At 62.7% G+C, this 12,998-nt stretch carries 10 protein-coding genes and 1 pseudogene; 2 read left to right on the top strand and 9 right to left on the bottom strand.

Annotated features, from left to right (window positions below; genetic code table 11):
• Positions 1-66 precede the first annotated feature (66 nt).
• Together AB0O87_RS04045 and AB0O87_RS04040 are read right to left on the bottom strand one after the other, a co-directional pair.
• Positions 67-1,044 carry an SRPBCC family protein gene (locus AB0O87_RS04045; RefSeq protein WP_363511961.1) on the bottom strand — a complete coding sequence of 326 codons (978 nt, stop codon included), beginning with the start codon at positions 1,042-1,044 and terminating at the stop codon, positions 67-69.
• A gap of 163 nt (positions 1,045-1,207) precedes the next feature.
• Positions 1,208-1,540 (bottom strand): annotated as a pseudogene (locus AB0O87_RS04040) (helix-turn-helix domain-containing protein); the annotation flags it as partial.
• A 149-nt stretch (positions 1,541-1,689) separates the two neighbouring features.
• Between AB0O87_RS04040 and AB0O87_RS04035 the strand changes: the two are divergent.
• The gene (locus AB0O87_RS04035) at positions 1,690-2,442 is read left to right on the top strand and encodes an SDR family NAD(P)-dependent oxidoreductase (RefSeq protein ID WP_363511959.1); all 753 of its coding nucleotides are present in this window, start codon (positions 1,690-1,692) and stop codon (positions 2,440-2,442) included.
• A gap of 219 nt (positions 2,443-2,661) precedes the next feature.
• Entirely contained in the window at positions 2,662-4,260 is a 1,599-nt protein-coding gene (locus AB0O87_RS04030; RefSeq protein WP_363511957.1) for an SDR family oxidoreductase, read from the top strand.
• Positions 4,261-4,308: 48 nt separating this feature from the next.
• Here the strand turns inward: AB0O87_RS04030 and AB0O87_RS04025 are convergent, their stop codons facing one another.
• The 7 genes from AB0O87_RS04025 to AB0O87_RS03995 all read right to left on the bottom strand — a co-directional run bounded on the left by AB0O87_RS04025 (position 4,309) and on the right by AB0O87_RS03995 (position 12,996).
• A complete protein-coding gene (locus AB0O87_RS04025) occupies positions 4,309-6,174 on the bottom strand; it encodes a BCCT family transporter (protein WP_363511955.1) in 1,866 nt (621 codons plus the stop codon).
• A 150-nt stretch (positions 6,175-6,324) separates the two neighbouring features.
• Positions 6,325-8,079: an AarF/UbiB family protein gene (locus AB0O87_RS04020; protein WP_363511953.1), complete on the bottom strand. Its 1,755-nt coding sequence runs from the start codon at positions 8,077-8,079 to the stop codon at positions 6,325-6,327.
• A 45-nt stretch (positions 8,080-8,124) separates the two neighbouring features.
• Positions 8,125-8,760: a PadR family transcriptional regulator gene (locus AB0O87_RS04015; RefSeq protein ID WP_363511951.1), complete on the bottom strand. Its 636-nt coding sequence runs from the start codon at positions 8,758-8,760 to the stop codon at positions 8,125-8,127.
• A 102-nt stretch (positions 8,761-8,862) separates the two neighbouring features.
• Positions 8,863-10,080: a hypothetical protein gene (locus AB0O87_RS04010; protein ID WP_363511949.1), complete on the bottom strand. Its 1,218-nt coding sequence runs from the start codon at positions 10,078-10,080 to the stop codon at positions 8,863-8,865.
• A 325-nt stretch (positions 10,081-10,405) separates the two neighbouring features.
• Positions 10,406-11,176, bottom strand: coding sequence for a DUF2510 domain-containing protein (locus tag AB0O87_RS04005; protein ID WP_363511948.1), 771 nt, complete (start codon positions 11,174-11,176; stop codon positions 10,406-10,408).
• Positions 11,177-11,406: 230 nt separating this feature from the next.
• Positions 11,407-12,147, bottom strand: coding sequence for a hypothetical protein (locus AB0O87_RS04000; RefSeq protein WP_363511946.1), 741 nt, complete (start codon positions 12,145-12,147; stop codon positions 11,407-11,409).
• Between the two features lie 3 nt (positions 12,148-12,150).
• Entirely contained in the window at positions 12,151-12,996 is an 846-nt protein-coding gene (locus tag AB0O87_RS03995; RefSeq protein WP_363511944.1) for a hypothetical protein, read from the bottom strand.
• Between the last annotated feature and the right edge of the window lie 2 nt (positions 12,997-12,998).

The following is a 12,998-nucleotide window of genomic DNA, read 5'->3' as shown; positions in this document are numbered from 1 at the left end:
CGGCCGGAGGCGGCCAAACAGCCCGGATCCGGTGGATCTGGGCTGTTCTTCCTGAGTTATGAACGGTCAGCGGTCAAGAACTTCTCGCTCCAAGCGGGCGAACGACGATTCCATGCCGTCTGCCATGCCGGTCGAGAGGATCATGTCGCGCGTTTCCTTGTCTGGATACTCGATCAGCACCGTCACGAGGGTCGCGCCGTCTTCTTCATAGAGGTTCAGATCGTTGAGCGTCTCGGTAGGCATGCCCTGCATTCGCTCTGTCGTCACCGCGCGGCGCGGAGCATCGATGAGGAGCGCCTCTCCCTCAAATCCGAACGCCTCCCCTTCGGTCTCGCCGACGGGTGCCCAGGAGTTGCGGAACGACTGACCCACCTCGGTCGCCGGGACGCACTCCGTCATCTCCCAGCCGTCTGGCCCGAGCATCCATTTGCGGATGAGTTCTGGTGCGAAGTGCGCCCGCCACACAAGCTCGCGCGGCCCCTCAACCAGACGCGTGATGCGCACATGAGTATCGTCGAGCAGTTCTACGCGCGTGCCCTTTCCCTGCGCGTAGTCGCGGAGGTCTTGCAACACGGCATCGAGCTGCGCCATCGCCATCTTCGTGCCCTCGATAGCACCCATCGACACGAGCTGTTCCAAGGCTTCGAGGGAATCAAAGTAGCTGGTGTTGATCATCCTGGTGCCCTCAGGAGTGGACTCGAAGGTGAACGTCATCCGCATGGCGGGGAACCCCTCGAGCGGATTGCCGTCGTCATCGACGAAAGCGTCGATGACGTCGAAACGGTGCGGCGCCTCGATAGCGAGGAACTCCCAGGCCCCAGACGACTTCTCGCCACGCGGTCCGTGCATCGAATACACCGCGCGCCCACCTACCGTGGGATCCCAGGTCGTGAAAGTGGCCGGCCATCCTGGAGGGCCCCAAAACCTGTTCAACTGCTCCGGATCGGTGTAAGCGCTCCACACGCGCTCGATCGGTGCAGCAAGGTCAGCGATGACCGTCATGGTGAGGTTCTCGGCGTCGGTGACGACTTCGGTGACAGGCATGTCATTCTCCTTGTTTCGTGTTCTTATCGTCCTGGCCCCTTGGGCCCGCGCTTGCGGTCCCTGAGCGCGCCTCGGTCCCTGAGCGCACCTCGGCCCCTGAGCGCACCTCGGTCCCTGAGCGCACCTCGGTCCCTGAGCGCACCTCGGTCCCTGAGCTTGTCGAAGGGTCACCCAACAGATCATCTAGCCGGGCGATGCGCGACCGCCAGAGCTCTTCGTATCGACCAAGCAGCACCCTAGCGCGGGTGATCATCTCGGGATTCGCTCGCACGAGTCGCTCGCGTCCGTCTGCACGTTTGACGATGAGGCTGGCGGCTTCCAGCACTGCGACATGCTTCTGCACTGCGGCAAATGACATCTCGTACTCGGCGGCTAGGGCAGACACAGACTGCTCACGCTCGATGGTGCGGCGCAGAATGTCGCGCCTCGTCGACGTCGCCAGTGCGTGAAAGACGCGGTCGACCTCCGCGTCACTCAGTGCGTTTTGTATAACCATTTGGTTGTACGTTACGCGTGGGCGTAAGGAGTGTCAATGGGGGCCTTTAGTCGATACGCACCTAGCCGTATGGGCATATGGTGGAAGAGAAGGACGGACCGTCCGTGAAGATATCCCGGCACAGTGCCCGCCCGGAAAAGGAGTCTCTCTTGGCTCAGTACGACGTCTCGAACCGCTCGGCCATCGTGACAGGAGCAGGAAGCGGAATCGGTCGCTCCACCGCTCTCCTCCTGGCAAAGAACGGCGCCTCTGTAGTCGTGAACGACCTCAATGCAGAGCACGCACAAGCGGTCGTAGAAGAGATCCGCGAAGCAGGCGGCGTCGCCGAAGCCTCCGTCGGCGACGCGACCAACGCCGACTGGGTCGCATCGTCGATCGAACTCGCCAACTCCCTCGCGCCGTTGCGCATCGGGGTCAACAACGCAGGAATCGGCGGCGCCAGCGCCCCATCTGCCGAGTACGAAGACGACGAGTGGGACAAGGTCATCGCGATCAACCTCAACGCCGTCTTCCGCAACATGAAGGCGCAGATCCCCTCGATCCTCGCGAACGGCGGCGGCTCGGTCGTGAACGTCGCGTCGATCCTCGGCAGTGTCGGCTTCGCTGGCTCTCCCGCATATGTCGCCGCTAAACACGGTGTCGTCGGCATGACCAAGTCGGCGGCCCTCGAATACTCCGCTCAGGGCGTGCGCGTGAACTCCGTAGGTCCCGGTTTCATCGACACTCCGTTGCTTGCAAGCATGGATGACGCCGCGCGCGAGTTCCTCGTGAGCAAACACCCGATCGGCCGCCTCGGCCAGGCAGACGAGGTCGCGAACCTCATCGCCTTCCTCGCCAGCGACGCCGCGAGCTTCGTCACGGGCAGCTATCACCTGGTCGACGGCGGCTACACCGCCCCCTAAGTCTCCGGATCCCGGATCCCAGGCCCCCGACCGAGATCCCGGGTTCTCGGTCCACTTGTCGGGAGATTGGACGGATGCAGGGAGCATGCACGGCTTTTGCCCCGTCATCCGTTCAAACTCCCGACAAGTGCGGGAGGAATGCGACCGCATGCCGTAGTGAACGACGCGGGTGCGCGCAACCCCGTTTGCGATGTCGCACGGTCGGCATACGCTCACACCATGACAGAGCTCACCCAGCCCACCGGCCGTGAAGAAGCACTGCGTGCCGTGCCCCGCGAAGATGGAAGTGCGCCTCGCGCGCTGGTGCTCGGGGCGACCGGTTACATTGGCGGGCGCCTGACGCCGCGGCTCGTGAACGCGGGCTATCGCGTGCGCGCCCTGGCTCGTGATGCCGCCCGCGCCGCCTCGTTCCCGTGGGGTGACGAGTGCGAGATTGTCGAGGGATCGGCCGACGACAAAGAAGCTGTCGCCAAGGCGATGGAAGACGTCGATGTCGTCTACTACCTGATCCACTCGATGTCGGCAGGCAAAGGCTTCGAAGAGAGCGACGAGCGCGCGGCGACTACCGTGGCGGAAGCTGCCGCAGCAGCGGGCGTTGGACGGATCGTGTACCTCGGTGGCCTGCATCCAGAGGATGTTGAGCTGTCCCCTCACCTGCGTTCTCGCGTTCATGTCGGAGAGATTTTCCTCAGTTCTGAGGTACCGGCGATCGTGTTGCAGGCGGGAGTCGTGATTGGGTCTGGATCAGCGTCGTTCGAGATGATTCGACACCTGACCGATGTGTTGCCCTATATGCCTGCGCCGAAGTGGGTGCGCAACCGCATTCAACCGATCGCTGTGCGCGATGTTCTGCACTATCTAATGGGGGCAGCCCACATCGAGGCAGACGTGAACAGGGCCGTCGACATTGGTGGGCCCGACGTTTTGCGATACGGCCAGATGATGAACGGCTATGCAGTGGAGGCCGGTCTTCGCCAGCGAGCGATCGCTGCTCTTCCGGTGTTCACTCCCGGTCTTGCCTCGCACTGGGTCAATCTGGTGACACCCGTGCCGCGATCTATTGCGCGACCGCTCGTGGCCTCGCTGCAGAACGAGTGCATCATGAAGAATCGTGATGTCGACGATCTGATTCCGCGCCCGGCGGAGGGACTCACCCCCTACCGGAGCGCCGTGGCCCAGGCACTCGGCCGCGTCAACGCCGATTCGATTGAGACGAGCTGGCAGGATTCAGAGGTCTCCGGTGCTCCCAGCGATCCCCTCCCGAGTGACCCGGATTGGGCCGGCCGCACCGTCTTTACCGACTCCCGATCGGTTGCCACAACAGCCTCACCGGAAGAACTCTGGCGCGTGATCCTCGGCATCGGCGGGGAGAACGGTTGGTACTCATCACAGCTGCTGTGGGCGGTGCGCGGCTGGATGGACAGGGTTGTCGGAGGCGTCGGATTGCGGCGCGGACGTCGCAGCCGCATAAATGCCAGAGTCGGCGACGCGATCGACTTCTGGCGCGTCGAAGCGGTCGACACGGCCGAAGAGGGATCGCTCCTCCGCCTTCGCGCCGAGATGAAGGTGCCGGGCGAAGCCTGGCTTGAGCTGCGCGCTCTGCCAGACAAAGATGCCCCGAGTGGCGCGCGCTACGAGCAGCGTGCGATCTTCTTCCCGCGCGGACTCTTCGGACGCCTGTACTGGCTCGCTGTACTGCCATTCCACGGGCTGATCTTCGCCGGCATGGCCGCACGGCTGACTGGTGCCGCAGAAGAAGCCGGTGCCGCTGAAGAAGCCGGTAAGGCAGAGAAAGCCGAAGCGTCGAGCGACGCCTAATCACACAAAAAAGACGCGGGCCGCGTGATCGCGGCCCGCGTCTTTTTGTTACTCGGAGCGGGGTTTCTCTGGCGAGTCTGACTCTGCGGCAGACTCTTCATCCGGTGGCTGGATGATGTCGATCGCCTCAGTCGCGGTCGCGTAGACCTCGGCAAGGCTGTCATCGACGGTGGACTCATCGATCCATCCGAAGTCGTCTTCGGAGTGGTCGTACTCCACAGGAACGAGGGCGAAGTCGTCGCCGTATTCCTCGAGTCCAGCCATCACGCTGTGTCGCACTGCGGCGCGCGCATAGCGCTCGCGCAAGATCAGCGGGTCGCGCTGCAGGTCTTTCATGAACGCCACCATCATGAACGCCATGATGATCGCGAACGGTAGTGCGGCGATGATGGTCACGTTTTGCAGCGACTGCAACCCGCTGCCTTCTTCACCGATGACCAACAGCACGGCTGCGATACCACCGACCAGCACACCCCAGGTGATCGTCACCCAGCGCGACGGATCGGGTCGTCCCTGCTGCGAAAGGGTACCCATGACGAGCGACGCCGAGTCGGCGCCTGTCACGAAGAAGATGGCGATCAGGATCATCAGCACAATGCTGGTGACCATCGAGAGCGGCAGGTTGTCGAGCACGCCGAACAGCACGGATTCTGGCGGCGAGACTTCGAGCCCCTGACCGCTCATCTGCTGCTGGATTGCCGTGGTTCCGAAGATCGAGAACCATACGAGCGAGATGACCGAGGGCACCAAAATGACGACAGCAACGAACTGGCGAAGTGTGCGGCCGCGGGAAATCTTCGCGATGAACATACCGACGAACGGCGACCACGAGATCCACCAGGCCCAGTAGAAGATGGTCCAGCCGGAGAGGAACGCCTGCGTCTCATCACCCTGAGCGGAGGAGCGCCCAATCATCTGAGGCAGATCGCCGATGAACTGTGCAGCCACAGACGGGATCATGTTGAGGATCAGCAACGACGGTCCGACAAAGAACACGAAGAAGGCGAGCAACAGCGCGACCACTGCGTTGATGTTCGACAGCGCCTGGATGCCCTTCGACACTCCAGAGACCGCCGAGGCGATGAAGCAGGCGGTGAGCACGGCGATGACGGCAACCAAGATGCCGTTGCCGAGGGGCCCTACGCCGCTGATGATCTCCACACCGTGGCCGATCTGAAGCGCACCGAGGCCGAGTGAGGCGGCCGTTCCGAACAGGGTGACGATGATCGAGAAGATGTCGATGGTGCGGCCGAGGGGGCCGGTGGTGCGCCCTTCGCCGAGCAACGGCGCGAAGATCGAGGAGATCAGGGGCGTGCGGCCGCGACGGAAGGCTCCGTACGCGATGGCGGCGCCCACGAGCGCGTAGAACGCCCATGCCTGCGGGCCCCAGTGGTAAAGCACCTGAGTCTGGGCGGTCTGCATCGCTTCGAGAGTGTTCGCCTCGACGGTGCCTGGCGGCGGGCTCTCAAAGAAGTTGAGCGGCTCTGCGGCTCCCCAGAACACCAGGCCGATGCCCATGCCAGCGGCAAAAAGCATCGAGATCCACGAGAACATCGAGAACTCGGGGTCTTCGTCGTCACGGCCCAGCGGGATGCGTCCAAAGCGGCTGAAGCCGACGAACAGCATGAACACCAGGATGATGGTGGAGATTGTCGTAAAGAAGAAGCCGAAGTATTCGACAACCCAGTTGAGCACCGTTTCTGATGTGCCAGCGAGGTTGTCACCGGCAAACACGCCCCAGCCGATGAAGGCGAGGGTAAAGGCGACGGCGGCGCCAAAAACCAGTGGGTCGGTGCGGTAGGTGCGTCCCGTTTCTTCAACACCGACGCCCGGCACAAGCGCAGGGTGAAAACTGCGAGGCGGGCTCACGGTGATGTCGCGGACGATCTTTCGAGCGGTCTCAGATGCTTTCACAGGGAGCCGATTCGTTCCAGTGGCGGCATCCGTTCGGTTACGCGGAGGCGTTTTGCCTGCAGCACTATCGGCAGGTCTTTCGTCGGGAGTCTCCATGAGACCCCATCTTGTCATGCGTGATCAGCCGGGGTGGAAAGCGATCGCGAGCAGTTAGCGTGCGCGGCGGGCGAAGAGTGAGTGCAGCAGCGGGATCACGGAGACGCACACCAGGGTGATACCCAAAGGTGGAGCCAGCGGGACCAGAAGCGCTCCACCGATGAGCAGGGCGGCGAAAAGCACCCCTGATGCGATGCGGCGCGCAATTGACTCGAGTCGCTCTAGTCGGCGTTCGAGACGTGTGGTGTCGAACGCTATGTTGCCCTGGTCGATGCGGGTGATGATGTCGTCGATCCGGCCAGGTAGCCGCATGGCCGTGTTCATTCCGCCCACCGCCTGGCTGGCGAAGGCCTGCACGATGTTGCCGCTCTCATCGCGCAACAGGCGCATTGCATATGGTTCCGCGGCGTCCCACACATTGAAGTCAGAATCGAGCCCACTACACATGCCTGAGGTCAGCGAAACGGCGCGGATCAGCAACAGCATGTTTTCTGGGAGCTGCAGCGGGAGTGAGCGCACCATGTCGCCGAACTCCTCGGCGAAATCGCGGAACTCCCGAGGATCGACCTTGCTGAGCTCCGCAAATCCCATTCCACCGAAGCGCGCGAACAGCGTGGAAAGCGCCCGCTCGAGTTCTGCCGTATCGGCAGAGGGCAGCAGCACGCCGATCTCTTTCGCCGCTGCGACAAGGCCGCGGCTGTCGCGCCCGGTCACGGCAATGAGGAGGGTGCGGAGTCCATCGCGAAGACTCGCGGGGATCTCCGCCATCATCCCGAAGTCGATAAACGTAAGCCGGAACGCCGCCCCTTCGACCCCTGAGCCCTGCCCGCCCCCGGTCCTACCCTCGGCCCCTGAGCTCTCCCTACTTCGGGCCCCTGAGCTTGTCGAAGGGACCGGCGTCACAAAGATGTTCCCCGGATGCGGGTCGCCATGCACGAAGCTGTGGGTGAAGACCTGGTCGAACATCACCTCGGCGAAAACCGCAGCGACCTCCGACGGGTTGATGCCTGCGGCGCGCAAACCTTCCAGGTCGTTGATCTTGATGGCGGTGACATCAGAAAGAGTGAGCACGCGCCTGGTCGATCGTTCCCACACGATCTCTGGAGTGCTGACCCTCGGGTCATCTGCGAAGTTCTCGCTGAACCGCTCGGCACTCGCGGCTTCGTGCAGGTAGTCGATCTCTTCGAGGCTGGTTGCGGCGAACTCTTCCACGAGTGCTGGCGCGTCAACTCGGTCGGCGACGATCCGCACGTGGGTCAGCCAGCGGGCCACCCGCCGGAGTGCTGCGAGGTCGACGGCAACGATCTCGTCGATGCCGGGGCGCTGCACCTTCACCACAACTTCGTCGAGCCCTGTGTCTGCGGCGTCGAGCGCGGAGAGCCGAGCGCGGTGCACCTGTCCGAGAGAGGCGGCCGCGAGCGGGGTGTCATCGAACCATGCGTAGGCCTGCTCAATTGAAACGCCCAACTCGGCTTCGGCGAGGGCGCGGATCGCCGGAGTCGGCACCGGGGGGACCTCGTCTTGCAGCCCTTCGAGCTCTTTGGTGATCTCTGGCGGGAGCACATCGAGGCGGGACGACATGAACTGTCCGACCTTGATCATGAGCCCGCCAAGCTCGACCGCGAGCACGTGGAAGCGGCGTGCAAACTTCTGCATCCGCTTTCCACGTGTGCGCTCCGCGATACCGCTCATGCCGAAGCGCGGCAGAACGAGCTCGAACCACCAGATCTTGAAAAGCTCTCGGCCAGCGAACGACAAGATACGGCGGTATCTGGTGCGGTGGGCACCCTGTGCCGCAGCATCGGTCATCGTGTGTTCCTCTCGCAGGCCCCCACTCGGTGCCGCACTGCGCGGTCAGTCCTGCGCGAGGATCGTGTACAGCCTACGGCGGGCTTCGTCGAGCACCTCGATGGTCTGCTGTACCTGCTCCGCTGATCCACTGCGACCTACCTGCGCTGCCGCAGCGGCGAGATCGACTCCTGCTTTTGGCAGTGCACTGAAGCGCGCGTTGTCACGGCGACCTTCTTTGCCGGGGGCGGACTCCCAGGGGGCGCGCGTTTCGGCGTACTCGTCGGCGATAGCCCGGCCCGCTTCGGTGAGGGAGTAAGTCTTGCGGCCGTTTTGCTCTTCGGCTTCGATGAGCCCTTCGTCGGCGAGCAGCTGCAGAGTCGGGTAAACCGAGCCAGCGCTGGGCTTCCAGGTGCCGCCACTGCGCTCGGCGATTTCACTGATGATCTGGTAGCCGTGCATCGGCTTCTCGGCGAGCAGGGAGAGAACCGCTGTTCGCACGTCACCGCGAGCCATGCGCGAGCCGCCGGATGGGCGAGACTCGAACGATTTACGGAGCTGTTCCATCGCGTCATAGATCGCGGACGCCGGACCACCTGGGCTTGCGTTGAAGCCAGTGCCGCCAAACAGGGATCCGAATCCGCCGTTGTTGTCGTTTCCGCTGGCGTTGCCGAACGGGTTGGAGGGGAATGCGTTGTTCATAGTGACCTCCTGATGTGGTGAACGATACTTAACGATATATCGTTCGCCCTGTGTGTCGGGTGAGAGTTTCGGGCCAAACGTGCCCAAAACTCCCACCCGCGCTCATCGCAGGGCCGCGCTGGCGATGACGCGCATCGCCGGGGTGATCACCCCGAACCTCTCTGGCAAAGACACCGCGCACAGATCTTCCACCACACGCCGCGCGGTGCTTCGATCTTCGGGCTTCAATTTTCGGCGCGCATCCCCCATCGATCGGGGGCTCCACTCCAGCGTCCGACACGGCTCGTGACGCGAGCCCTCGACCGCCGTTTCTCCTAATGCGACCAGCTCAGGGATCTGATCGAAGGTGGCGGCAGATCCGTCGGCAACAGCGAGCAGCGCGAGCGTGATGCTGCGTGAATGGCCGCTGGAGAACAGTCCCGTCTTGCCGTTGTCTTTTACGACCTCAACGATTCGCGGAAACGCGGCGAGTTCTCCTGCGGCGAGCGCGCGGCCGACGTTGGTTGCCACGATGCGGCCGCGGAAGCGTCGGATCGCCTTGGTGCGTCTGGCGAGCATCACCAGCGCGTCGGCGGGGTCTGGAAGATCGGGCGGTGCCACTGCTGGCCACCCGAGGGTTCCGGCGACGGTCGTCGCGAAAGCACGCGGCACCCACCCCTGCATCCCATCTTGCGGAACGCCATCGGTGCCGAGCTGCGCGATGAATTCTCTGAGGCTTGCGGTCGCCGACGCCATCACCGCAGGGTCTGGGGTGGCCGTGTCAAGAACGCCACTCGCCTCTATATGCGCGAGAAACGCGAGCCGGCGCACAGGAGTGAGCGATTCGCAGAGCGAGGCGAGCTGTGCAGATGCTTGCAGCCCAGTGTCGAGCCCTTCTGCAAGTGACGAATCGAAAAGGGGCTGCACGAGGCCGTAGCGCTGAGCAAGTTCGAGTGCCACATGCTCGCCTCGATACGTTGGCCTTCGCACTTGCCACCCCAGCGACGCGTTCTCGTCGTTCGCCATCGCGCTTCCGGCTTCGATGATCGTGACGCGCGGCTCGCCCATCCGCGCCTCGAACGGGCCGGTAACGACCACGTCAATCGCATCCGCTATGCCCGCGATGGAGACGCGCTGCGGCTCACGGCGCCACGGATCCAGATCGATCAGAGGAACCGACTCGTCTACGTCTTCATCCCACGGGCCTTCTGGCTCGATCCCGAGGCTCAGCCGATAAGCCTCCACCGCCCAATAAGAAGGAGAATCACGCGGGACTCCAATGACTCTGCGGAGGTCTGACCGGCCGGCAACAGACATCTCGACACGGAGAGTCCACGTCACACGGATATGCCTAGAGATGTTCATTCGCGCCACGCTAGGTCGTGGCGGGGGCTGGCTTATGCCAGTTTTCGCTGATTGGGGATAAGTCGGTGGCCTATCAGCCTGTGTAGGGAAAGTGCTCGGGAGGTCGTCCCGACAAAGCGTCGTGAGGCGACTCGGACGCTGTTGGCTGGCACGTTCCTATCCGCAGAGCGCAAGTCGGAAGCACTCTCGATCTCGGACTGCGACTGCGACTGCGAAGGTCACATCAGGCCGGGTCGAGGTTTCCCACTTCGTCGCGCTTTTGCAGAAAGTTAGAGCTATCCCGGAAGGGCATAGGCATGACCTATTGAGCGGTGTTCGCGACGCTACGAGTCGCCTCGACCTGAGCACGCATCACGTCTACGGCTGAAAGAATCGAGGGACCATCCTGGGTAGAGATCGCATCGGTCAACGCATCTTCCGTGCTCTCCAGTACGACCAAGGAAGCTGGCCAGGTCGTGGCGATGTTGACAGGAACGTCGAGCGCTTCGAGCTGGCCCTGGTTAAACGCGATCTCGCCGCTGTTGCTGATGAGGCGCCAGAATCCCCCCTCGTTCACCGTGGCGACGATGTCATCGATGTCCTTGACCATGTCATCCAAGTGGGAGCCCGCTTGTGCACGGAATGCCACAGCATCAACTTCCTCCACCACCGGCGTAGGAGTGGGCGTCGGAGTTTCCTCCACCACGGGGGCAGGCGGGGTGGTCTCCACCACGGGGGCAACACTCGCCTCGACCACGGGTTCGGGGCGATCTCCGCCACCAATCGCAGCACCGACCGATCCGACGACAATCACACCTGCCGCAATCGCACCTCCGATGAGCCACTTCTTCTTCGAGCCCGATGAGCCAGACTCTGCCACAGGCGCGTCCGGCGCCGCGGGGGGCGGCGGGATGGAAGGCGCCTCGGGTGCTGGCGGGGTGGAGAACGCTGAAGCTGGGGCGGCCTCGGGTGCAGGAGCGGCCTGCGCAGCGGCGGCAGGCGCCGTGCTCTGGGTCCACTGCGCGCCATCCCAGTAGCGAACCTGATTCGAATCTTCGGGGCTCGGGTACCACCCGGCGGGGACGTTGCTCACGCTGACTCCATGCTGCTAGAGGTGCCCCCATACGGGCCCAATTTGAACCTATCGAACGACGAGATGCCCACAGTGCCAGATTTATCACAATCGAGTGACGAAACATTCGTCATGGCACGTCAAACGATACTGAGTGCTACGTGGCGCGTCGTCACTCTCAAGGCATGCTTCTTAGAGCACCGTGACATAGCTTCGAAACATCACGACAAGTGAGCTAAGTCGCGCTCTGCTCAGATTGATTGTTGTCGCGAACTTGCAAACAGCACCGCGACCATATCGCGCAACTCTCCGTCAGCCAGTGATCCGAGATCTGTCACCCTAGATTCAAATTGAACCGCTTTGAGCCCATCACGAACAATGTCTCGTCGCGGGAGCTCCTTTGGAGTCGATGCGATCTGCTCACTGATGAAGCGCGCTAGCCTGTGGTCCGAAGACAGATTGCGGTCAATGAGCCCGACAAGATCATCTTCGAAGAGCTCAACCTCAGGATCGTTGAGTAGAGCCCCTAGAACCAGCGCGCGCAAGTAGGCGCGATAAAAGACGTTGCGGCGGCCTGCGAGGAACCGCTCCGGGGAGAGTCGACCGCTTTTATCAATGGGGAAGCGGCCGACTGCCAAGTCTGGAAGCACCGCGATCGTAAGATACGACCACATTCCAGGGTTAGCCGCCTGTCCACGGAGGTCGCCCGCGAACCATCGAGCGAGTGCGGCGCCCGCAAGGAGATCAAATTTGCGGTCGTGCTTTCGTTGTAGCGAGGAAACTGTCGAGAGCACCTCCTGCATCTCACCCCGGAGGCGAGCGAGGTCTGCTACCGGGACCATGCCTGCTCCCCCGATGCCGAAGTAGGCCCTCGGGTGATGTGCGGTACTCGTATATTGGGGGAGCTCTTGCCCGCTTGCTGCCGCAACCTCGAGGTCAGCGAAAGCCCGACGTGCGTCTTCGGCTGAAAAACGCGGATAGATCGCGGCCATACGTCAGCCTTCCTCGGTCATGAACATGCTCGCCTCACGCGCGCGCTCTACCAAGTGCATTGGTTCCTCACTGGCGAGCCGCAACGCGATCTCGAGATCAAAGCCGAGCACCGCAGCTACGTGCGCGCCGAAAGCAGCAAAGGACGTCAGGTCAGAATCAGCATATTCAGCGATCATTCTCATCGAGTATCCATCGCGCACGGCAGCAAGCTGGAACAGCGGCGCAGTGTAAATGTCTGCCTGAATCGCCTGATAGATCCAACGCGCAGCGGTACCCTCAAGGATTTGTGACGCGACGGAAAGATCAGTGTTTACGTATAGCCGCACTGCGGAGGTGAACCCCCAGTCTGGCTCAGCGTCATGCGCGACATCTACTCGCCATGGAACTCGCCGCCGCCCAGTCTCCGAAAAGCTCACTGCCGACGTCGGGAACGCCTCGCCAAGTCTCTCGAACGGTAGCTTGACCGGAACCGGTAGACGCCAGAGCCTGGCGGACCGATGCAAGGCATTGGCGGGGTCCGGATGGCCTGTGCGCCCAGCCCCGATGACCGCGGCATCGACAAGCGCCTCGACCGCTACCGCGGATCCGTCGACCTCGATATCGACGACAGCCGACCACGAATCCCCCACGCGCTCGAATGGCGCTACCGCACGCCACTTAGTTCGCGCCGCGAGGCAGGTTACGGTCCCGACAAGGGTCACCGATTCGTCCTCTGGAATTCCGCTTTCGTTCCAGAACTCATGCGCTAGTTCGGCTGTGATCCGAAGAACGAGGTCCTGCCCTGGCTCCCATACATCGGGAAGTTCGTCAATGTCGACCGCGGGTTCGATGGATCGGACATCCACCACCA

Origin of the sequence: Microbacterium sp. NPDC076768, from assembly GCF_040687205.1 — a bacterium.
Classification (GTDB): Bacteria; Actinomycetota; Actinomycetes; order Actinomycetales; family Microbacteriaceae; genus Microbacterium.
This window is presented reverse-complemented; position numbering and strand designations above follow the sequence as displayed.

Excerpts from the sequence above, each read along its gene's own strand:
- AB0O87_RS04045 (WP_363511961.1), bottom strand. The coding sequence starts at position 1,044 with ATGCCTGTCACCGAAGTCGTCACCGACGCCGAGAACCTCACCATGACG.
- AB0O87_RS04030 (WP_363511957.1), top strand. The coding sequence starts at position 2,662 with ATGACAGAGCTCACCCAGCCCACCGGCCGTGAAGAAGCACTGCGTGCC.
- AB0O87_RS04000 (WP_363511946.1), bottom strand. The coding sequence starts at position 12,147 with ATGGCCGCGATCTATCCGCGTTTTTCAGCCGAAGACGCACGTCGGGCT.
- AB0O87_RS04020 (WP_363511953.1), bottom strand. The coding sequence starts at position 8,079 with ATGACCGATGCTGCGGCACAGGGTGCCCACCGCACCAGATACCGCCGT.
- AB0O87_RS04015 (WP_363511951.1), bottom strand. The coding sequence starts at position 8,760 with ATGAACAACGCATTCCCCTCCAACCCGTTCGGCAACGCCAGCGGAAAC.